The following is an 18,446-nucleotide window of genomic DNA, read 5'->3' on the forward strand; positions in this document are numbered from 1 at the left end:
AGGTACGGCTAGGTGGGCATCAGCCCAGCAGCTGGCTCTGGAGGGTCACCGTCTGCCTGAACGGGACCGCCTTCGCGACGCCCTTGCGGGACTGGACGATCAGGCCGAGGGTGTCACCGGCCGAGAGATAGGCCTGGCGGACCTCCGCCGGGCCGACCGGCTTGTCCTCGACGTACGCCGACGCCTTGACGTGATCGTCGAGGATGTCGGACGTGACGGCGTCGTCGTAGGAGGTCGCCGGGGCGCCGTCCAGGGCGTAGACCGGGCTGTCGTACGAGATGAGGCCCGGGGAGAACAGTTCGTCGGCGGCGACCGCGGTGCCGAACTGGAGCAGGTAGATCCGGGTGTGCGTGCCGTCCGGCGCGGTCCAGCCGCGGGCGGCGATGTGGCGGAGGCCGGCGTCGGTCAGTTTCTGGCCGAGTTCCTTGCGCTCGGCCGTGTCGGCGTACTGCGCGAGGAACGTCTTCGTCGGCAGCCAGCCGTCCGTGCCGCGCAGCGACGCGTCGGCCTTCGCGCCCTTCGGCGCCGGGAGGAGCAGTGCGCGCTGGTCGGCGTAGTGGGCGTTCGTGAGGTTGCCCACGGCGAAGGGGCCCGGGCTGCCGGAGGGCAGGGGCGGCCGGGTGATCTCCGGGTAGTCCCAGCGCCCGTCGGACGCGGTCGCGAGTCCGGGTACGTCGGTCCGCTTCATCTGCGTGACGCCGTACGCCGTTCCCGCACCGGCCGCCGCGAACACGACCACGGCGGCCGTCCAGCGCAGGGCCGCGCGCAGCACCCGGCGGTCCTTGCGCACCCGGGGTACCAGCGGGGGCGCTTCCGGCATGGGTGGGATCACGACCGGAACCACGTCCGGAGTCACATCCGGAGTCACCTCCGAGGTCTCCGGGGTCACGGCCGAGGTCGCCTCCGGGGTCTCCGGGGTCACGGACTGCTGCTGCTCGGTCATACCGCTTCCCCCGTTGTCTTGACCCGGTCGAGCTGACCGCTCAGGAACGACACGATCTCCTTCGTGTCCATCGCCTTGGTCCCGGACGCGCTGAGCGTGATCATGGCGTCGGCCTGGGACGCGAAGCAGAGCATCTCGGTGAGCTTCTCCCCGGCCTCGTCCTTCGGCAGGAAGCACTTCGCGTCCTTGTGGCCCGGGACGGCGGGCCCCTTGCGGAACACGCTCACGGTGCCCAGGAGTTGGTTCTCGTACGCCGTGAGGCTCCGCGCGGCCTTCGCGTCCATCTGGACCAGCTGGACCTTGACCGTGTACGCGTTGGACTCCTGCGCGGCGGGATAGAGGTAGCTGCGCATGGCCATGCCCTTGATCTGCTCCCGGTCGATCTGCTTCTCCACCAGGAGCCGCTGGGAGCGGGGCAGGCCGCTGAAGTCCTCCTTGCGCAGGGCGGTGGCCTCGCGCCCGGTGAGCTCGGCCTCGGACCCGAACTCCTCGATGTCCGGCCCGCGGACGTACCCGTGGGCGGTGTACGGCTCGAGCACGGCGCTCAGCCCCTTGGCCGCCGCCGCCTTCCGCTCCGCCGCGGCCTTGGGGAACTTCCACACGGGGGCGCCCGCGTCCCGGTCGGCACCGTTCACGGTCACGACGGTGTAGCCGACCCCGCCGACGACGGCGAGGGCGAGCACCGCACAGCCGACGACCGCGGCGATACGCCCCCGGCGCACGGGCTTCGCGGGTACCTCAGCATCTGGAGCAACTTCGGCGCCGGGCAAGGGAGTTGACTCCACGGATTCCGCAAACTCCACGGGCTCCACAGGGCCCACCTCGCCGACCTGGTTCTCGGTCACAACCGCTCCATCTGCCGCTCGGCAAGATCCATGATCTTCTTCTTCGGGATCGGCTTCGCGTCGTAGATCCAGATGTCCACGAAGACGTCGCCACGCCAGGCGAGGGCCTCGGCGCTGTACACGCCGTCCTCGGCGCCGTGGACGTACGCCCTTCCGTCGCCCGTGCCGGGGATGGGCCAGCTGGTGGTGTGGGACCCGCGCTCGGCCCAGTAGAAGGAGTCGGTGGTGTTCTGGGAGGCGCCGAGGCCGACCACCTGGCGGTACTGCGCCAGGACGATGTCGACGTCGCGCGTGCCGTCGCGCCACTGGGCGATGGCGGCGCGCCGGAACTCCTGGTCGACCTCGTAGCCGAACTCCTCGTCCGGACCGTTGAACCTCTCGGAGTACGCGGCCAGGTCCAGCCAGCCGTCGTTGCCGTCGGGCAGGACGGCGTCCTTCGCCCCGCTCGGCTTCTTGAGCAGCAGCTTGCGCAGGTCGCCGTCGACCTTGACCTGGCGGTCCTGCGCGGCGGACAACGGCTCGGGCGCCGGCCCCTTCGCCTGCGTGAGGGTGCTCTGCGCGAGCGAGGGCAGCTTGTCGGGTGCGCGGTTCGCCTGGATGAGGAAACCGGTACAGGTACCGGCCACGACACCGAGTACGGCGGCGACGGCGATGAGGAGGGTGGTACGGCCCCGGCGACGCGGGCGGGGCGCGGGCTCCGGCTCTGGTTCCGGCGCGAGCTCCGGCGCCGGTTCCGGCGTCAACTCCGGCTCCGGATCCGGTACTTCTGCGATGGTTCTTTCCGGTACTTCCAAGACGTCCCCCACGGAACATGACGTGCGCATTCCATATGCGTGCACAGAAGACCCGTGGCTACGGCAGGGAGTTGTAAGGGAGTTGATTACGATTCGGTCATGTCGAAGAAGCTCGTGATCAAGGTGACCGCAGGTGCCGACGCCCCCGAACGCTGCTCCCAGGCGTTTACGGTCGCCGCAGTCGCCGTTGCCAGCGGAGTGGACGTCTCCCTGTGGCTCACCGGCGAGTCCGCGTGGTTCGCCCTGCCGGGACGCGCCGCGGAGTTCGAACTCCCGCACGCCGCCCCGCTGCCGGACCTGATCGACTCGATCCTCGCAGCGGGCCGCGTCACGTTGTGCACACAGTGCGCGGCCCGGCGGGACATCTCCGAGAAGGATGTCATCGAGGGGGTTCGGATCGCCGGGGCGCAGGTGTTCGTGCAGGAGGTTATGGCGGAGGGTACGCAGGCGCTCGTCTACTGAGCCCGGATGAACTCCGCCCAGGCGCCCGCGCCGAAGACCAGGGTGCCGTGGGCGGGGTTTTTCGAGTCACGGACGGGGACGAGGGGGAGGTTGGAGGCGACCTCGACGCACTCACCGCCGCTTGTGTTGCTGTAGCTGCTCTTGCGCCACGTCACGTTGGTCAGGTCGATGGCTCGCACGGTACTTCCTCCAACATCCGCAGAATGAACTCCCGCGATTCGGCCCGTGAGAGCGCCGAGTCACGCACCGCATCGTACCTACGTTGCAGCAGTTCAACTGAGGTGTTTTCCTCGATCAGTTCGCCGCGCAGGTCGTTTTCGGTGTAGGCGACCGTGCGACCGTCGGACAGCCGCAGGAACATCACGGCGGTGTTCATCAAGCCATGCGGGCCGACGCTTAACGGCAGCACCTGGATGGTGATGTTCGGGCGATTTGCCATCTCCGCGAGGTGCTCCAACTGTTCGCGCCACGCCCGCACATCACGCAGGGGCGTGCGCAGCACCGCCTCCGAGAGGACGGTTCGGAACGAGGGCGCATCGTCGCCTTCCAGCAACTTCCGTCGTCCTGCGCGCGCCTCGACCTGCTGGTCCAACTCCTGACTGCTGATCCAGCCGACCGCGAGTGCTTCGCGCACGTAGCCGTCCGTCTGAAGCAGACCCGGCGGGGCGCTCACGGCGTAGTGCCACAGGCTGACCGCCTCGGCCTCCAGCATCATGTAGCGCCGGTACTGCTCCTTGAACTGGGTCGGGTCACCAGCTGCCAACTCCCACAGGATGAGCAGCATCCGACCCGTGCCGTAGTACTGATCCAGCGCCTGCACGACCTCGGGCCCACCCAACGTGCCCCCGCGCTCCATCTTGCCGAACAGCGACGGATCCCACCCCACCACCTTCGACAAGTCCCGCAGACTCAGGCCCCGTTCGGTCCTCAGCCTCTTCACCTCTTCGGCAAACCGCTTCCTGGGTTCATGGCTCAGCGCCGTCACAGCAACCCGTTGCGGCATCACAACCTCCTGTGGAATTTGTGGAATTTGGCACGCCAGTCGCGGAAGTTGAGCCCGTTGGCGCTGCATTCGCCTCCGACCTGGGTCATCCTCGTAACGCACCCAGGAATGCACAGAGTAGTGCAACTGTCGCATTCTGTACGGAAGTTGCATAAAAAGGAAGAGGAGGAGGCGCCGATGGAACCCGGAACGCTGCTCTACGACCCCGCGACCGACACGGTCGGCGAGTACCAGGACAAGGCAGGGCCCTACGCCCTGTTGCGCCCGGTCGGCGGTGGGCGCGAATGGCAGGCCGACCCGGAGTCGTTGCGGCCGGCGACGGACCAGGAACGGATCAGCGCCGGGGTCCGCGCGGCGAACCACCGCGCTCGGACCGACGCCCCGTTCCTCGTCGCGGCCCCGCCGCAGCCGGCCCCCGGGTGCGCGGGCTGCGCGGAACTGGTCGAACTCCGGGCGGCGGCCCGCACCGCGCGCGACTACAGCGCCGAGACCGACGCGAACGTCCTGCTCCGCAAGCACCGTAGCGAGGCCCACCCCGTATGAACCGTCCCCGCCCTCACCAACTGATCCAGGTCCCCCCGGCCCAGGCGGTACCGCCCCCCGTGATGCCGACGGCGCCCTTACCCGTCGTACGACAGCAGAGGCCTCCGGCACCACCACCCGCCGCGCCCGTCCCCACACCCTCTCCCCCACCCGAACCCGCCCGGCGCCGCCGCCGGTTCCGCGCACCCCGGGCGCTGCGCGAGGACGCGTTCTGGACGGGTGCGCTCACGGCGATGTGCATCGGGGGTCTGCTGATGGCGATCATCGCGACGACCTGACCGTATCCACCCGGCCGGGCCGTGCGGTTCGTGCGGTTCGGGAATGCGGGAATGCGGGAATGCGGGTGGCATGTCGGAGCTGAAGACAGATGCGGTCGTGTTCGACGTGCTCGGCACGCTCGTCGACGAACCAGCCGGTATCCGCGCCGGTATTCGTGAACTCGACCCGGCGCTGGACGAGTTGGGGGTCGAGCGGCTGCTGTCGCTGTGGCAGCGGCACATCGAGTGCGAGCAGCGTCGCGTCCTCGACGGCGTCCGGCCCTACCTCCCCAGTGACGTCCTCGACCTGGAGGCCGCCCGGCTCGTCGCCGGTGCCGCCGGAGTCGAGGACCCGGCCGCCGTAGCGGCACTGGCCCTTTCGGCGCGCAGGCTCCCGCCGTGGCACGACACCGTGGCCGGGCTCGCCCGGATCGCCGAACGGTTCCCGCTGATCGGGCTCTCCAACGCGAGCCGGACCGCGCTGCTGGGAATCAACGCCCACGCCGGGCTCCGCTGGCACCAGGCCCTGTCCGCCGAGGACGCCCGGACCTACAAGCCGGACCCGGCGGTCTACCAGCTGGCCGTCACCGTTTCAGGACTGCCACCGGAGCGGCTCCTGATGGTCGCCGCCCACACCTGGGACCTGCGGGGAGCACAGGGCCTCGGGCTGCGCACCGCCTACGTCGCCCGTCCCGTCGGCGACCCGCCCACCGCCTCGGACAGGTTCGACCTGCACGCCGACGGCCTTGCCGACCTGGCCGGCCGACTCGACCAGGCCTGAGGGAGTACCGACCCGGCCGCCGTCGCGGACGTACAGGCTGAGGTCCCCGGCCCCGGGCGGTCGGCCGCGTCGTAGACATGTCGTAGACATCCAGGACGCGCTCGGCCCGCTCCCACAACCTCATCGGGCCCCCCTCACGCACCTGTCACCGGCCGTCGTACGGGGTGGATCCCGGGCTCAGGACAGTTTCGCCTCGGGGGCGAACGCGGGCAGCTTTTCGAGGCTGGTGCGGACGGCTTCCGCGCCGTACTCGAACATCTGCCGCTCGTAGTCGCCGACCGCGTCGAGCAGATCCCGGCGGCCCGCGTCGGCCTCGGTCAGGTGGCGGCGCAGCAGGTCGGCGTCGCGCAGTGCGGTGTTCGCGCCGTTGCCCCCGGTCGGGGAGGTCGCGTGGATCGCGTCGCCGAGCAGCGTGACCGGGCCGGGCGCCCAGCGCGCACCGGGCTTGACCACCCGGATGGACAGCAACGTGCTGTTGTCCGGGTCGGCCTGCTCGATCAGCGCGCGCAGTTGCGGGTGCCAGCCGTCCATCCTGGACAGCACGGCGTCCTGCGCGGTCAGGTTCTCCGGCGAGCCGGCGTTCGACGGCAGGATCATGGCCCAGCGCACGTAGTCGCCGATGTCGGGCAGCGTGACGTCGGGGGCCAGTCGCTCGGCGGCCTGCTTCGGCGGGGTGCGGAAGCGCATCGCGCCGAGCAGCAGGCTGACGCCGTCGCCCGCGATCTTCGACCCGTACGCCTTGGAGAGGCCGGCGAACTCGTCGGTCAGCGGGGTGCGGCCGATGACGAAGCGGACGCCGGTGTCGGTCGGGGTGGTCTGCAGCGACAGCACTCCGCGGACCGCGGAGGTGACGCCGTCCGCGCCGACGAGCAGGTCGGCGGGGGTGGTGGCAGGGGTGGGTGCGGTGGCGGTGGCGGGGTCCCTGTGGGCGAACCGGGCCTGGACGGTGCCGTCGGGCAGCACGTCGTAGCCGGTCAGCGCGGTGTCGGTGTGCACGGTGAGGCCGGTGAGCAACAGGTGTCGTAGCACCTGCCGGTCGACCACGATGCCGGTGCGGCCCGCGCCGAGCCTGCCGATCTCGTTCAGGTGCGGGTCCAGGATCAGTTGCTCGGCGGAGGCGTCCATCACGATCTCGTCGAGGAGCGGGTGCCAGCGCGCGGGCAGGCAGTCGCGCACCGCCTGGAACCCGGTCGGGTCCAGCACGAGCCGGTACCCCTGGAACCGGGCGACGATCCCCGGGTCGCGCTCGAACACGTCGGCCTCGATGCCGGCGCCGCGCAGGCCCTGGGCGAGAGCGAGGCCTCCCAGACCGGCTCCGATGATGGAAACGCGCATGACGTACCTCCCGGATATCGACACCTGGGTACCTGGACACTCCGGTACCTCGGCACTTCGGCACTTTGACACTTCGGCACGAACTAAGTTCGCTATGACGAACTAAGTTCTACTTAACGAACTTAGTTCGTGTCAAGGTAGAGTGATCGGCATGCCCGCCATGCCCGCCATGCCCGCCGATTCCCGTGACCCCCGTGACCCCCGTGACCCCCGCGATCCCCGCCAACGTCGCGCACCCCGCAAGAAGCCGATCACCGTGGAGCGGATCACGGACGCCGCCCTGGAAGTCGTAGCCACCGAGGGGTACGACGCGCTGACGATCCGCCGGGTCGCCGCCGTGCTCGGTACGGGTCCGTCGTCGCTGTACGCGCACATCGTCAACAAGGACGACATCGACGACCTGCTGATCGGCAGGCTCTACGCCGAGGTCACGCTCCCCGAACCGGACCCGGCCGCCTGGCGCGAGCAACTGGCCGGGGTGTACACGCAGATCCGCGACCTGTATCTGAAATACCCCGGAGTCTCACGCGCGGCGCTGGCCATGGTGCCGACCAGCCTGGAAACGCTGCGGGTCGGCGAGGGAATCCTGGCGATCCTGCTGGCGGGCGGCATCGAACCGAGAACGGCGGGCTGGGCTCGCGACGCGCTGTCCCTCTACGTCAGCGCGTACGCCCTGGAACAGTCCCTGGTCCGGCAACGACGCCGGCACGAGGACCCGGAATGGGTGCTGAGCCACGAGGAGCTGCTGGCCCGCTTCACGGCCCTGCCGCCCGAGCAGTTCCCGCAGACCCGAGCCCACGCCGCCGACCTGATCTCCGGCACCGGCCCCGACCGCTTCGAGTTCACCCTCGGCCTGCTCATGAACAACCTGGGGCCGACGGCTGGTTGACCTGCGGCGTGGGGTGGCCAGGGGATTGATTTGCCTGGTGGGAGGGGGTGTGAATCAACTCCGTCGGTGTGAGTCTCGGTGGGACCGAGCCGGACATATGGCTCTGTTTCCTCCCCCTCCTCCCCCCGATCGGAGCCCCTCATGCGTGCCAGTGTCGTCCGACGTGTCAGCCTCTCGGCAGCCCTTCCGTGCGTTCTCGCGGGAGCCGTCCTGGTGTCCGGCGTGTCCTCCCCGGGGGCGGTCGGCGCCGCCGCGCCGCACAGTGTGAAGATCGACGCGCAGGAGGTGGCGCAGACCAACTTCCCGCAGGTTCACTGGAACATCGACGACGGTGCCGACGGCTACCGCGCCATGCTCAGTGCCCTGGACGCGCTGGCCCGCAGCACGGCCAACGCGCGGCTGACCGGTCCGGTGGTCAACACTCGGGGCAACCGGGTCACCGTCACCGTCCTGGACAACCGCAGGACGAACAACTTCGCCGACATCGTCATCAGCTCCCCGGGACACTCCGCGCCCACCGTGCACGCCGTGGTGCGCCTCAGTGACCTGTACGTGGTGCGGGTCTACGCGGTGGCCTCGTCCCACAACCGCGTCCTCAACCTCATCCGGAACGTCCCCAACGAGTCGAGCACCGACGACAACTTCTTCGTCGGCCGCGAGGGCTACGACGCCCTCTCCCGGGTCGCCAACCAGTCCCTGACCGGTGTCACCATCGGCCCCGGCCCCCTCTCGCAGGCCCTGTTCGACCTGTCCAACGCCAACTCGTCCCGGCTCAACCAGGCCCGCGGTCTGCTCACCATCATCTTCGGCATCTCGGAGGCGGCCCGCTTCCGTACCCTGGCCGACCGCGTCGCGCCCTCCTTCGACAGCGGAAGCTCGGTCTCCTACAGCTCCCAGCAGATCGCCCTGATCCGGAACTGGGCCAACGTCAGCCACGTCTACGTCGGCCACGTCAACGGCACGGACGACGGCGCCAGCACAAGCGTCGCCGGCGCCGAGATCTCCGACGCCCGCCAGGCAGCCGCGCTCCTGGCCATCGCCCTCAACGACGGCACCAACCCCAACCCCAAGGACGAACTCTGACCGACCCCCTACTCCCGACTGCTCCCGTCTACTCCTGTCGCCACAGGCAGAACGGGTGTCCCGCCGGGTCGAAGAAGACTCGTACGTCGTCCTGGGGCTGGTAGTCGGCGAGCGTGGCCCCCTCCGCCACCGCCCTCGCCGTCTCGCCCTCCAGGTCGTCGACCTCGATGTCGAGGTGCAGCATCATCTGCTGCTCACCGGGGTCGCGGGTCGGCCACACCGGCGCGACGTACTCCGGCTCGGTCTGGAAGGAGAGGCCGGTGCCGCCCTCGGCCGGGCCGATCAGGACCCAGTCCGGTTCCTCGGCCCGGATCACGTAACCGAGCAGACGGAGGTAGAAGCCGGCCAGCTCGTGCGCGTCCCGCGCGTCGAGCACCACGGTGGACAGTCTCGTAGGCGACATGGCCGCCCTCTACCCGCTCACCGCGTGACCTACTGGCGGCGCTTCTTGCCGTCCAGTTCGTCCCACCACTCGTCGGACTTGGGGTCGCCGGAGGGGTCGTCCCACCAGCGGTCGTCGGGGCCTCGGCGGTTCGCGACCATCGCGGCGACCGGTGGGATCAGCATCGCGACCACACACATCCCGACGGCCACGGGCACCGACCAGATCCGCACCACACCCCAGGCCAGGACGAACAGCCCGATGCAGATGCCCATCATGACGAAGTACACGCGACGGCGACGTGCCAGCATGCGTCCAGCGTAGGCCCGCATCCATGCCGACTCCACAGATGCGGGCGCGCGGCGGGTTCGAGTGGGCGCGGGCGTGCGTCCGGTGCTTGCCGCGATTCCCTCTTTCGGCGGGACCGTGGTGGGCGCTGTCGGCCCTACGTTCAGTACTTCCCCTGATCATCTACTGAAAGGCGGCCGACTTGACACCCCCGTACTCCCGAAGCGCCCTGGTTGCCGCGCTCGTGTCCCTGGCCGTCTGGGGCGTTCCGGCGTCGGTGGCGGCCGCGCCGGTCAGGTCCGCGGAGCCGGTGCCCGGAATCGCACCACCCGGTGCCGACGCGACCGCCGTCTACAAGGACATGGACGGCCGGATCGTCCCGCGGGCCGACCTGGGCCGTACAGCCACCGCACAGCGGTTCGGGTGCACGCCCGTCAGCGGGCGGGACAACCCGCACCGGTCCGGCACCGGGGTGGCGGCCTCGGGTCACGGCTGGTGGGACAAGGGGAACTGCGACAACAACCGCGCCAATGTCTTCAACTGCCTGTACGAGTGGTACACGGACAACAGCTGGGTCCAGAAGGCGTGCTCCCCGACAAAGGAGCTGAAGCCCGGCGGCGGGAGCAGCAACCGTACGGTGGCCCGGCGCGACTGCACCGACACCGAGCGGACCTCCTGGCGCAACCATGTGGACGTCGACGTCATCGGTGAGATCGACACCGCCGAGAAGCCGATGAACCAGGCCGACGTCAACTGCCGGGTCCGCTAGACCGACAGCCAAGACCGACAGCTAAGGAGGGGCGCAGTGGAGAGTGCTGGAACCCTGTTCGGTGCCTTCTACGGAGAGCTCGTCCCGTATCCCTGGCACGATCCCGAGCACGACGCCTACCAGCTGTTCCACCAGCGGTCGCTCGCCATGGGCTGGCTCGATCGGCTGTGGGGCATGAACGACGCCGGGTGGGAGCACCCCGCCGGTGCCTCCGGGACGGGGCTGGTCTCCTGGTTCCAGGTCGAGGCCGGGGCCGTCGCCGGTGACCGGCCGCTGCCCGTGCGGCCGTTCCTGGCCTGTGCCGGGGACGCGGTCGCGCGGACCGGGCGGGCGGACCTCACCGCCGTACAGCTGCTGCTGCCCGTGCAGGGCATCGACCCGGCGACGCGGCCGGCGTACGCGAGCGTGCCGTCCCTGATGGCGGTCGAGTGGTTCGGGGAACGTGACCCTGGTGCGCGGACCCCGGTCACGGTCGCCCTCAGCAGCGGGAGCCGGGAGCTCCACGTCGTCGAGGAACGGCTCGCCGGCCTGAAACAGGATGTCTTCGTCCACCGGTCGTCGTCCTCGCCGCACGGCACGGCCCTCCCCGACGGCATCCCGGCCCCGCCCTTCGACGACACCTTCTGGGACGGTCCGGCCCGGCACCACGCGCTGCTGCGCGGCGAGCTGGCCGAGTGGTCGTACGACGCCGTGGGATGGCTGGGCGAGGTCGTCGCCGACTGTGCCGCGCTGGGCGGACTGCGGGCGCCCCTGCTGGTCAGCGTGGTCCGGGACCGGGGCCTCTGACACCCTCCGGCCCGTACCCGCCTCATGTCGAAGGGCCGCACCCGGAAACAGGTGCGGCCCTTCGACAAGCAGGACGACGATCGGACGGCGATCAGACCGCGATCGCCACCTCCGCCAAGCCGCCCGTCTGGGCGACCACCGTACGGTCGGCGGTGGCGCCGGGGACGAGGGCGCGGACGGTCCAGGTGCCCTCGGCCGCGTAGAAGCGGAACTGACCCGTCGCGGAGGTCGGGACCTCCGCCGTGAACTCGCCGGTCGAGTCCAGCAGACGGACATAGCCCGTCACCGGCTCGCCATTACGCGTCACCTGGCCCTGGATCGTGGTCTCACCGGGCTTGATCGTCGAGGCGTCGGGGCCGCCGGCCTTCGCTCCACACATGTCTTGGTTTCCTTCAGGTCGCAGCGGTAGTGCGGTTGCTTACTTGTTGGCGCCGAGCTCGATCGGAACGCCGACCAGGGAGCCGTACTCGGTCCAGGAACCGTCGTAGTTCTTGACGTTCTCGACACCGAGCAGCTCGTGCAGCACGAACCAGGTCAGGGCCGAGCGCTCGCCGATACGGCAGTACGCGATCGTGTCCTTGGCCAGGTCGACCTGCTCGTCGGCGTAGAGCTCCTTGAGCTCGTCGTCCGACTTGAACGTGCCGTCGTCGTTGGCGTTCTTCGACCACGGGATGTTGCGCGCGGACGGGACGTGACCCGGACGCTGCGACTGCTCCTGCGGAAGGTGCGCCGGCGCGAGCAGCTTGCCGCTGAACTCGTCGGGCGAACGGACGTCGACCAGGTTCTGCGAACCGATCGCCGCCACGACGTCGTCGCGGAACGCGCGGATCGCCTTGTTCTGCGGCTTCGCCTTGTAGTCCGTGGCGGGACGCGCGGGGACCTCTTCCACCAGCTCGCGGGCGTCCAGCTCCCACTTCTTGCGGCCACCGTCGAGGAGCTTGACGTTGTCGTGGCCGTAGAGCTTGAAGTACCAGTAGGCGTACGACGCGAACCAGTTGTTGTTGCCGCCGTAGAGGATCACCAGCGTGTCGTTGCCGATGCCCTTGCCGGACAGGAGCTTCTCGAAGCCCTCCTGGTCGACGAAGTCACGGCGTACCGGGTCCTGGAGGTCCTTCGTCCAGTCGATCCGGATCGCGTTCTTGATGTGGTTCTTCTCGTACGCGGACGTGTCCTCGTCGACCTCGACGATCGCCACGCTCGGGTTGTCGAGGTTGGCCTCGACCCAGTCGGCGTCGACCAGGACGTCACTGCGGCTCATGCTTTTCTCCTCCGGGGCAGTTACGGCGGTGCGGTGCGTGAGAGAAAGGGTGCGCGCTCGCGCGGGTGTCCCTGATCAGGGACACGGGGGGGGAAGACGGAAGCCTGCGCTTCCGCTCAGAAAGTGCGACAGAGCATGGCGGCGACGCGGCACAGGTCTACTGCCCGCCGCTTCGTGAGGTCGTCCGCCTGGCGCTTCATAACGACGATCGTAGGGACGGATCGCCGGACATGTCACCGGTGTGTCGTATTTTGAGACGCGATCGTCCGCGATGTGAGACGAGACGGTCACCAGCGGCCCTGCGGCGGGGAATCCGAGGCCCCGCGGCCGTTAACCCCGCCCCCGCACGGACACCACCGTCTCGCCCCTCGGACACCCGCCGCCCACCCGGAACGGCACCGCCCGTCGTCCTACCCGGCCAGGTTGACGTTCGAACCCTTCACCTTGATGTCCACACCGCCCTTCGCGGCCTGCACACTGTCCAGCTTCACCCCGCCCGGCAGCTCGTTGATCGTCTGCTGGAAGTCGGTGATCGAGCGGACGCGGGAGTCGGCGAGGTTGACCACCAGCTTGGGCAGGTTGTCCGCGTGGACCTTCACCGTGTTGCCCTCGACGGTGACCGTGCTGAGCACCGGATACGTCGTCGTGCCGATCCCGGTGACCGTGACCTTCATGTCGGCCTTGATCTTGCCGTCGCCGCCGTCCGAGAGGCTGACGAGCTGGGCCGTGACGCCGGTGAAGACCTCCGTCGGCTGCGACTTGGCGGCCTTGAGCAACTGGTCGTAGGAGATGCTCGCGGTGCCCGTCGCGCTGTTCGCGGTCGCCGAGGTCGCGGTGTTGCCGGTGAGCGAGAGCTTGACGCCCTTCATCCGGGCCTTGAGGTCGTCGATGCGGATCGTGGTGGCGCCGCCGGTCGTGTTGCCCGTGGGTGCCTCGTAGCTCTGGATGCCGATCTCGACGTCGTCCAGGTCCCCGAAGGCGACCTGGGTGAGGAAGGGGAAGCCCTTGATGGAGACGTCGGGGGTGGAGGCCAGGTTCTCCGACGACTTCACCCGGTCCGCGACCTCCTGCTCGGCGAAGTGCACCGCCACCCGGTCGGCGACGACGAAGAGCCCTCCCAGAATCACGACGACGATCAGAAGTATTCGCAGCGCGCGCATGCGGTGTTCCCCACCTAGGCGGTCATCGACGACAGCGGTACGACGACCGGGTGGCCGCTGATCGCGAGGTTAGTCCTGCGAGACGCGTGTACCGGGAAATTGTCGATCACCTGTGACAGTGCTCTTAACTACCACCTACACACCGCTTACGCGACCAACTACCGCCTACGGCACGGAACTTGGCCTGCGGCGGGCTACACCAGCGCGCGTCCCAGCACGTACACCACCGGGGCCGCCGCGGTGAGCGGGAGGGCCACGCCGGCCGTGAAGTGGACGAAGCGGGACGGGTAGTCGTAACTCGCGACCCGGTGGCCGATCAGCGCGCAGACCGCCGCGCCCGCGCCGAGCAGCGCGCCCTTCGCGCCCATGCCCGTCATCCCTCCTACGGCGATGCCCGCACCCGCGGCCGCCAGGAGCGATACGACGACCGACGCCACGGTCGGCAGCGGCAGCGCGCGGGCCAGGATCGCGACGGCGACCGCGGCCGCGCCGACCGTCACCGCGTCCGGGTCGGCCGCGAGGTGCCCGGCCGCGACGATGGCCAGCGCAGCCGAGGCGACCGTCGCCATCAGGCCGGTGATCCGGGTGTCCGGGTCGGCGTGCGAGCGCAGCTGCATCACGAGGGAGAGCAGGACCCAGACACCGAGGGTGCCGAGGATCGCGGCGGGACCGTTCTCCCGCCCGGCCGCGAGCAGCGCCACGTCCGCGACGAGCGCCCCCGCGAAGGCCAGCGCGATGCCCTGCCGGGCCGGCCACATCCCGTTCAGCCGGAACCAGCCCGCCGCCGTGACGGCCTGAAGGATCACGAGCGGTACGACGAGGGCGTACGACCCGATCTGCGCGGTGACGGAGAGCAGGAGCGCCAGGACGGCGGTGAGGCCGGCGGGCTGCATCCCGGGTTCGATGATCGGCGAACGGCCTTCGAGGCGGGCGCGCTGGGCGTCGGTGATGCGGGCGTTGCCGGCGAGGGAGGGCGGGCCGTAGCCGTCTCCGGCGGAGGCGGCGGGGGGTGCCTGTGTCTCGGGCACGTCGGGTCTGGGGGGCTGGGCCTGCGCGTAGGGGTCGTAACTCCGCGCTGCCTCTTGGTAGTTCTGCGGCGGGAAGTACGCCAGGTCGGACGCGGCGGGCCTGGTCTGCTGGACCTGGGTGTCCCAGGTCTGGCCCTGCCACTGCTGGGTGTACTGCTGGGCCGCCTGCGGATCGTCGTACGCCTGCTGGTGCCCGGGCCACGCCTGCGCCTGCGCCTGTTGGGGCTGGTGCGGCTGCTGGGCGTAGGGGTCGTAGTTCTCGTCGTAGCCCTCGTACGGCTGGTTGCTCATCGCTTCGCTCATCCTCCTGCGAACGGCGGGAGCACCTCGACCGTGCCGCCCTCGGCCAGCCGTACCGTCTCATGTCCGCGGGTGCCCACGGGGTCACCGTCGACGAGGAACGAGCATCGCAGCAGTACGCGGGCGAGTTCCCCGGGGTGTCGCTCGCGGACGGCGGCGAGGGCGTCGGCGAGGGTGGCCGCGTCGTACGGCTCCTCGGCGATGCCGGCCGCGGCCTTCGCGGCGGCCCAGTAGCGCACCGTGACCTTTGGCATGTGCTTGCTTCCTCGCTAGATCGGTGTCGACGGATCAGGCGTCAACACCCGTCAGGCTAGCCGTCCTGTGAACTGCCCCAGCGACCGATGCGGTCGAGCAGGTCGTCGGCGGCCGCGTGTTCGGCGTGGCCCATGCCCGGCTCCAGCCAGAGTTCGGCGTGGTCACCGGCGGCGTCGGCCAGCATCCGGGGGTGGTCGACGGGGAAGTAGCCGTCGCGGTCGCCGTGCACGATGAGGAGCGGGGTGGGCGCGATGCGCGGGACCGCCTCGACCGGGGGCATCGGGACCGGGTCCCAACCCCTTTGCTCGATACGGGTGTTGAGGCCGTAGCGACCGACCAGGCGGCCCTCGGGACGGGTCACGAGCCAGTGGAGCTTCCGCATGGGGGCCGTCCCCCTGTAGTACCAGCGGGCCGGCGCACTCACCGAAACCACCGCGTCCGTGTGCGCTTCTGTGCGCCCCTCGCGCCCCTGACCGTCGGCGCGCGCCTTCGGGCCGTAGAGCGCCGCGTGCCGCAGCACCACCGAACCGCCCATCGAGAAGCCGACGGTGACCACGCGCGTGTGTCCTTGTTCGCGCGCCCAGGTGACCGCCGCGGCCAGATCGAGGACCTCGCGGTCGCCGACGGTGGAGCGTCCGCCGGAGGCGCCGTGGCCCCGGAAGGAGAAGGTGACCACGGCCCCGTACTGGAGGAACGCCTCGGCCACCCGCCGTACATGGGGCTTGTCCACATCGCCCGTGAAACCGTGCGCCACGACGAACACGGGATCACCGGAAGGTGACCGGGAGGCGTCGTATACGGGTGCCCCCGGTTCGTATACGGAATCGATCGTCACCCCGTCGTCGGTGTGCAGAAACGTCCGCAAAGGTGTACGTCTGATCGTCTCAGAGTTCGGACGAACGGTGGATCGTGCCACATGACCTGCCGTACCAGCGCTCATGTGGGCTATTCTGCTGGACAGAGGACTCGGGCAGCGAAGCCCCCGGGTCCTTTTGTGCTTCCAGGAGCGTTGTATACGAAGCGGTACACCACGGGAAACCCCAGGTGGACGCGGGAGATACCAGGCCCCCGGAATCACAGAGCATCGCCGCAATGCCGCAGTGCCGCAAACGTCCTCGCAGGGACCGAGGAGGAACCAGACGTATGAGTTCTCTGCTGCTCCTGACCAATGCCCTCCAGCCGTCGACGGAGGTGCTTCCGGCCCTTGGCCTGCTGCTGCACAACGTGCGCGTGGCACCGGCGGAAGGCCCCGCTCTCGTCGACACCCCCGGTGCCGACGTCATCCTGATCGACGGCCGCCGTGACCTGCCTCAGGTGCGCAGCCTGTGTCAGCTCCTCCGGTCCACCGGCCCGGGGTGCCCGCTCATCCTCGTCGTCACCGAGGGCGGCCTCGCGGCCGTCACCGCCGACTGGGGCATCGACGACGTCCTGCTCGACACGGCCGGTCCGGCCGAGGTCGAGGCGCGCCTGCGCCTGGCGATGGGCCGCCAGCAGATCGTCAACGACGACTCCCCCATGGAGATCCGCAACGGCGACCTTTCGGTCGACGAGGCGACGTACTCCGCCAAGCTCAAGGGCCGGGTCCTCGACCTGACCTTCAAGGAGTTCGAGCTCCTCAAGTACCTCGCGCAGCACCCGGGCCGCGTCTTCACGCGCGCCCAGCTGCTCCAGGAGGTCTGGGGCTACGACTACTTCGGCGGTACGCGGACGGTCGACGTCCACGTACGACGGCTGCGCGCGAAGCTCGGGCCCGAGCACGAGTCGCTGATCGGGACCGTCCGCAACGTCGGTTATCGGTTCGTCACTCCGGAGAAGGGTGACCGGGGCGGCGAGGAGGCGAAGCTCAAGGCGAGCGCCGCGCTCGCCGGTGCGAAGCCGGAGGATGCGGACGAGACGACCGACTCGGCCGCGCTGGACGCCGCCGAGATCCCGGCCGAGGCGTAACCCGGTTCCGGGCAGGGCATGGCTTCCGCAGAGAAGCTTCGAAACGCCCTGCCCAGAGCGGGTCAATCCGCGTAGACTCCGCGCGTGGCCAAGGTGACTCGGGATGATGTGGCGCGGCTGGCGGGTACTTCGACCGCCGTTGTCAGCTATGTCATCAACAACGGACCCCGGCCGGTTGCCCCGGCCACGCGCGAGCGTGTCCTCGCCGCGATCAAGGAACTGGGGTACCGACCCGACCGGGTGGCCCAGGCCATGGCGTCGCGGCGTACGGACCTCATAGGCCTGATCGTGCCGGACGCGCGCCAGCCCTTCTTCGGGGAGATGGCGCACGCGGTCGAACAGGCCGCGTCCGAGCGCGGAAAAATGGTGCTCGTCGGCAACTCCGACTACGTGGGCGAGCGCGAGGTGCACTACCTGCGCGCGTTCCTCGGGATGCGGGTCTCCGGCCTGATCCTCGTCAGCCACGCGCTGAACGACAACGCGGCGGCGGAGATCGAGGCGTGGGACGCCCGCGTCGTCCTTCTCCACGAACGCCCCGAGGCGATCGACGACGTGGCGGTCGTCACGGACGACCTCGGCGGCGCCCAGCTCGCCGTCCGCCATCTCCTTGAGCACGGCTACGAATACGTCGCCTGTATGGGCGGTACGGCGGAGACGCCGTCCGTCGGTGACCCGGTCTCCGACCACGTCGAGGGCTGGCGGCGGGCGATGACCGAGGCAGGGCTGCCGACCGAGGGGCGCCTCTTCGAGGCCCCGTACAACCGCTACGACGCGTACCAGGTCGCCCTGGGCATCCTCTCCGGCCCGCGCCGTCCTCCCGCGATCTTCTGCTCCACCGACGACCAGGCGATCGGCCTGCTGCGGGCGGCGCGCGAGCTGCGGATCGATGTTCCGCGCGAGCTGGGTGTCATCGGCTTCGACGACATCAAGGAAGCGGCGCTTGCCGACCCGAAGCTGACAACGATCGCATCGGATCGGCCGGCGATGGCTCGGGCGGCGGTGGATCTTGTCCTCGACGACGGGTTGCGGGTGGCGGGGTCTCGGCGGGAGCGGTTGAAGGTGTTTCCGTCGCGGTTGGTCATACGGCAGTCGTGTGGGTGTGAGGGCTGAAGTCGTTCGGGCGCGGGTCCGTTGTCGGGGGCTCTGCCCCCGAACCCCCGTATCGGCCCTGAAAGGGCCTCGTCCTCAAACGCCGGACGGGCTGGATTTTGCGGGCCTGTGTTGAGAGGTGCCGGACGGGCTGAGTGATCCGGGCCTGTGTTGAGAGGTGCCGGACGGGCTGAGTAATCCGGGCCTGTGTAGCGGCTGAGCGCACCCGTCCCGGTGGTCACAGGGTTCGCT

25 protein-coding genes are annotated in these 18,446 nt (G+C 69.7%); 10 read left to right on the forward strand and 15 right to left on the reverse strand.

Annotated elements, in window-relative coordinates; all coding sequences use genetic code 11:
- Positions 1-19: 19 nt before the first annotated feature.
- From ACIBK4_RS21160 to ACIBK4_RS21170, 3 genes are read right to left on the reverse strand one after another with little or no spacing between them, the layout of a single operon-like run.
- Positions 20-943, reverse strand: a complete 924-nt coding sequence (locus tag ACIBK4_RS21160; RefSeq protein ID WP_398996289.1) for a hypothetical protein — start codon at positions 941-943, stop codon at positions 20-22.
- The gene (locus tag ACIBK4_RS21165) at positions 940-1,788 is read right to left on the reverse strand and encodes a hypothetical protein (protein ID WP_398996291.1); all 849 of its coding nucleotides are present in this window, start codon (positions 1,786-1,788) and stop codon (positions 940-942) included. Before ACIBK4_RS21165 ends, ACIBK4_RS21160 begins: the two co-directional genes overlap by 4 nt.
- Positions 1,785-2,594 carry a hypothetical protein gene (locus ACIBK4_RS21170; protein ID WP_398996293.1) on the reverse strand — a complete coding sequence of 270 codons (810 nt, stop codon included), beginning with the start codon at positions 2,592-2,594 and terminating at the stop codon, positions 1,785-1,787. Before ACIBK4_RS21170 ends, ACIBK4_RS21165 begins: the two co-directional genes overlap by 4 nt.
- A gap of 87 nt (positions 2,595-2,681) precedes the next feature.
- On the opposite strand from ACIBK4_RS21170, the gene ACIBK4_RS21175 reads away from it, so the two are divergent.
- The gene (locus ACIBK4_RS21175; RefSeq protein ID WP_398996295.1) at positions 2,682-3,044 is read left to right on the forward strand and encodes a DsrE family protein; all 363 of its coding nucleotides are present in this window, start codon (positions 2,682-2,684) and stop codon (positions 3,042-3,044) included.
- On the opposite strand, the gene ACIBK4_RS21180 is transcribed toward ACIBK4_RS21175, so the two are convergent.
- Positions 3,038-3,223, reverse strand: a complete 186-nt coding sequence (locus ACIBK4_RS21180; RefSeq protein WP_398996297.1) for a DUF397 domain-containing protein — start codon at positions 3,221-3,223, stop codon at positions 3,038-3,040. The two genes, ACIBK4_RS21175 and ACIBK4_RS21180, sit on opposite strands and share 7 nt — an antisense overlap.
- A complete protein-coding gene (locus ACIBK4_RS21185) occupies positions 3,205-4,047 on the reverse strand; it encodes a helix-turn-helix transcriptional regulator (RefSeq protein WP_398996299.1) in 843 nt (280 codons plus the stop codon). The genes ACIBK4_RS21180 and ACIBK4_RS21185 overlap by 19 nt, the downstream gene beginning before the upstream one ends.
- 177 nt (positions 4,048-4,224) lie before the next feature.
- Between ACIBK4_RS21185 and ACIBK4_RS21190 the strand changes: the two genes are divergently transcribed.
- The 3 genes from ACIBK4_RS21190 (at position 4,225) to ACIBK4_RS21200 (ending at position 5,628) form a co-directional block, all read left to right on the forward strand.
- Positions 4,225-4,590, forward strand: a complete 366-nt coding sequence (locus tag ACIBK4_RS21190) for a hypothetical protein (protein WP_398996301.1) — start codon at positions 4,225-4,227, stop codon at positions 4,588-4,590.
- Positions 4,591-4,652: 62 nt separating this feature from the next.
- Complete coding sequence (locus ACIBK4_RS21195) at positions 4,653-4,868, forward strand: hypothetical protein (RefSeq protein ID WP_398996303.1); 216 nt, start codon at positions 4,653-4,655, stop codon at positions 4,866-4,868.
- Positions 4,869-4,938: 70 nt separating this feature from the next.
- A complete protein-coding gene (locus tag ACIBK4_RS21200) occupies positions 4,939-5,628 on the forward strand; it encodes a haloacid dehalogenase type II (RefSeq protein WP_398996305.1) in 690 nt (229 codons plus the stop codon).
- A gap of 177 nt (positions 5,629-5,805) precedes the next feature.
- Here ACIBK4_RS21200 and ACIBK4_RS21205 read toward each other — a convergent pair whose 3' ends face one another.
- Positions 5,806-6,963 carry an FAD-dependent oxidoreductase gene (locus ACIBK4_RS21205; protein WP_398996307.1) on the reverse strand — a complete coding sequence of 386 codons (1,158 nt, stop codon included), beginning with the start codon at positions 6,961-6,963 and terminating at the stop codon, positions 5,806-5,808.
- A 160-nt stretch (positions 6,964-7,123) separates the two neighbouring features.
- Here ACIBK4_RS21205 and ACIBK4_RS21210 point away from each other — a divergent pair, with 160 nt between their 5' ends.
- Together ACIBK4_RS21210 and ACIBK4_RS21215 are read left to right on the forward strand one after the other, a co-directional pair.
- On the forward strand, positions 7,124-7,852 hold the full coding sequence (locus ACIBK4_RS21210) for a TetR/AcrR family transcriptional regulator (RefSeq protein ID WP_398996454.1): 729 nt from the start codon (positions 7,124-7,126) through the stop codon (positions 7,850-7,852).
- 213 nt (positions 7,853-8,065) lie between these two features.
- A complete protein-coding gene (locus ACIBK4_RS21215; protein WP_398996309.1) occupies positions 8,066-8,935 on the forward strand; it encodes a ribosome-inactivating family protein in 870 nt (289 codons plus the stop codon).
- Between the two features lie 28 nt (positions 8,936-8,963).
- Here the strand turns inward: ACIBK4_RS21215 and ACIBK4_RS21220 are convergent, their stop codons facing one another.
- Together ACIBK4_RS21220 and ACIBK4_RS21225 are read right to left on the reverse strand one after the other, a co-directional pair.
- Positions 8,964-9,338 (reverse strand): VOC family protein, encoded by a 375-nt coding sequence (locus ACIBK4_RS21220; RefSeq protein ID WP_398996312.1) that lies wholly within the window; start codon positions 9,336-9,338, stop codon positions 8,964-8,966.
- A gap of 29 nt (positions 9,339-9,367) precedes the next feature.
- Positions 9,368-9,628: a DUF3099 domain-containing protein gene (locus ACIBK4_RS21225; RefSeq protein WP_393752776.1), complete on the reverse strand. Its 261-nt coding sequence runs from the start codon at positions 9,626-9,628 to the stop codon at positions 9,368-9,370.
- A gap of 179 nt (positions 9,629-9,807) precedes the next feature.
- On the opposite strand from ACIBK4_RS21225, the gene ACIBK4_RS21230 reads away from it, so the two are divergent.
- Both ACIBK4_RS21230 and ACIBK4_RS21235 read left to right on the forward strand, forming a co-directional pair.
- Positions 9,808-10,374: a hypothetical protein gene (locus tag ACIBK4_RS21230; RefSeq protein ID WP_398996314.1), complete on the forward strand. Its 567-nt coding sequence runs from the start codon at positions 9,808-9,810 to the stop codon at positions 10,372-10,374.
- 36 nt (positions 10,375-10,410) lie between these two features.
- Complete coding sequence (locus ACIBK4_RS21235) at positions 10,411-11,160, forward strand: hypothetical protein (protein WP_398996316.1); 750 nt, start codon at positions 10,411-10,413, stop codon at positions 11,158-11,160.
- A 91-nt stretch (positions 11,161-11,251) separates the two neighbouring features.
- Here the strand turns inward: ACIBK4_RS21235 and ACIBK4_RS21240 are convergent, their stop codons facing one another.
- From ACIBK4_RS21240 to ACIBK4_RS21270, 7 genes are all read right to left on the reverse strand, one after another.
- Complete coding sequence (locus ACIBK4_RS21240) at positions 11,252-11,539, reverse strand: DUF1416 domain-containing protein (RefSeq protein ID WP_019064558.1); 288 nt, start codon at positions 11,537-11,539, stop codon at positions 11,252-11,254.
- A 39-nt stretch (positions 11,540-11,578) separates the two neighbouring features.
- Positions 11,579-12,418, reverse strand: a complete 840-nt coding sequence (locus tag ACIBK4_RS21245) for a sulfurtransferase (RefSeq protein WP_033281319.1) — start codon at positions 12,416-12,418, stop codon at positions 11,579-11,581.
- 116 nt (positions 12,419-12,534) lie between these two features.
- Positions 12,535-12,618 carry a putative leader peptide gene (locus tag ACIBK4_RS21250; RefSeq protein WP_366433785.1) on the reverse strand — a complete coding sequence of 28 codons (84 nt, stop codon included), beginning with the start codon at positions 12,616-12,618 and terminating at the stop codon, positions 12,535-12,537.
- A 210-nt stretch (positions 12,619-12,828) separates the two neighbouring features.
- Positions 12,829-13,578, reverse strand: a complete 750-nt coding sequence (locus tag ACIBK4_RS21255) for a DUF2993 domain-containing protein (protein ID WP_398996319.1) — start codon at positions 13,576-13,578, stop codon at positions 12,829-12,831.
- A 194-nt stretch (positions 13,579-13,772) separates the two neighbouring features.
- A complete protein-coding gene (locus ACIBK4_RS21260) occupies positions 13,773-14,897 on the reverse strand; it encodes a hypothetical protein (protein ID WP_398996321.1) in 1,125 nt (374 codons plus the stop codon).
- 8 nt (positions 14,898-14,905) lie between these two features.
- On the reverse strand, positions 14,906-15,160 hold the full coding sequence (locus ACIBK4_RS21265; RefSeq protein ID WP_328682091.1) for a MoaD/ThiS family protein: 255 nt from the start codon (positions 15,158-15,160) through the stop codon (positions 14,906-14,908).
- Between the two features lie 56 nt (positions 15,161-15,216).
- Positions 15,217-16,101 (reverse strand): alpha/beta hydrolase, encoded by an 885-nt coding sequence (locus ACIBK4_RS21270; protein WP_398996324.1) that lies wholly within the window; start codon positions 16,099-16,101, stop codon positions 15,217-15,219.
- Positions 16,102-16,304: 203 nt separating this feature from the next.
- Between ACIBK4_RS21270 and ACIBK4_RS21275 the strand changes: the two genes are divergently transcribed.
- Both ACIBK4_RS21275 and ACIBK4_RS21280 read left to right on the forward strand, forming a co-directional pair.
- Complete coding sequence (locus ACIBK4_RS21275; protein WP_398996326.1) at positions 16,305-17,105, forward strand: response regulator transcription factor; 801 nt, start codon at positions 16,305-16,307, stop codon at positions 17,103-17,105.
- 84 nt (positions 17,106-17,189) lie between these two features.
- Positions 17,190-18,215 (forward strand): LacI family DNA-binding transcriptional regulator, encoded by a 1,026-nt coding sequence (locus ACIBK4_RS21280; RefSeq protein ID WP_366093110.1) that lies wholly within the window; start codon positions 17,190-17,192, stop codon positions 18,213-18,215.
- Positions 18,216-18,446 lie beyond the last annotated feature (231 nt).

This window comes from Streptomyces sp. NPDC050528, from assembly GCF_044457795.1.
Taxonomy (GTDB): Bacteria; Actinomycetota; Actinomycetes; order Streptomycetales; family Streptomycetaceae; genus Streptomyces.

What these genes read in the sequence shown, in the direction of transcription:
- ACIBK4_RS21185 (WP_398996299.1), bottom strand. Translation starts at nt 4,047, where the DNA reads ATGCCGCAACGGGTTGCTGTGACGGCGCTGAGCCATGAACCCAGGAAG.
- ACIBK4_RS21260 (WP_398996321.1), bottom strand. Translation starts at nt 14,897, where the DNA reads ATGAGCAACCAGCCGTACGAGGGCTACGACGAGAACTACGACCCCTAC.
- ACIBK4_RS21160 (WP_398996289.1), bottom strand. Translation starts at nt 943, where the DNA reads ATGACCGAGCAGCAGCAGTCCGTGACCCCGGAGACCCCGGAGGCGACC.
- ACIBK4_RS21210 (WP_398996454.1), top strand. Translation starts at nt 7,124, where the DNA reads ATGCCCGCCATGCCCGCCGATTCCCGTGACCCCCGTGACCCCCGTGAC.
- ACIBK4_RS21190 (WP_398996301.1), top strand. Translation starts at nt 4,225, where the DNA reads ATGGAACCCGGAACGCTGCTCTACGACCCCGCGACCGACACGGTCGGC.
- ACIBK4_RS21225 (WP_393752776.1), bottom strand. Translation starts at nt 9,628, where the DNA reads ATGCTGGCACGTCGCCGTCGCGTGTACTTCGTCATGATGGGCATCTGC.
- ACIBK4_RS21270 (WP_398996324.1), bottom strand. Translation starts at nt 16,101, where the DNA reads ATGAGCGCTGGTACGGCAGGTCATGTGGCACGATCCACCGTTCGTCCG.
- ACIBK4_RS21265 (WP_328682091.1), bottom strand. Translation starts at nt 15,160, where the DNA reads ATGCCAAAGGTCACGGTGCGCTACTGGGCCGCCGCGAAGGCCGCGGCC.
- ACIBK4_RS21205 (WP_398996307.1), bottom strand. Translation starts at nt 6,963, where the DNA reads ATGCGCGTTTCCATCATCGGAGCCGGTCTGGGAGGCCTCGCTCTCGCC.
- ACIBK4_RS21220 (WP_398996312.1), bottom strand. Translation starts at nt 9,338, where the DNA reads ATGTCGCCTACGAGACTGTCCACCGTGGTGCTCGACGCGCGGGACGCG.
- ACIBK4_RS21200 (WP_398996305.1), top strand. Translation starts at nt 4,939, where the DNA reads ATGTCGGAGCTGAAGACAGATGCGGTCGTGTTCGACGTGCTCGGCACG.
- ACIBK4_RS21245 (WP_033281319.1), bottom strand. Translation starts at nt 12,418, where the DNA reads ATGAGCCGCAGTGACGTCCTGGTCGACGCCGACTGGGTCGAGGCCAAC.
- ACIBK4_RS21175 (WP_398996295.1), top strand. Translation starts at nt 2,682, where the DNA reads ATGTCGAAGAAGCTCGTGATCAAGGTGACCGCAGGTGCCGACGCCCCC.
- ACIBK4_RS21250 (WP_366433785.1), bottom strand. Translation starts at nt 12,618, where the DNA reads ATGAAGCGCCAGGCGGACGACCTCACGAAGCGGCGGGCAGTAGACCTG.
- ACIBK4_RS21240 (WP_019064558.1), bottom strand. Translation starts at nt 11,539, where the DNA reads ATGTGTGGAGCGAAGGCCGGCGGCCCCGACGCCTCGACGATCAAGCCC.
- ACIBK4_RS21275 (WP_398996326.1), top strand. Translation starts at nt 16,305, where the DNA reads ATGAGTTCTCTGCTGCTCCTGACCAATGCCCTCCAGCCGTCGACGGAG.
- ACIBK4_RS21255 (WP_398996319.1), bottom strand. Translation starts at nt 13,578, where the DNA reads ATGCGCGCGCTGCGAATACTTCTGATCGTCGTCGTGATTCTGGGAGGG.
- ACIBK4_RS21195 (WP_398996303.1), top strand. Translation starts at nt 4,653, where the DNA reads ATGCCGACGGCGCCCTTACCCGTCGTACGACAGCAGAGGCCTCCGGCA.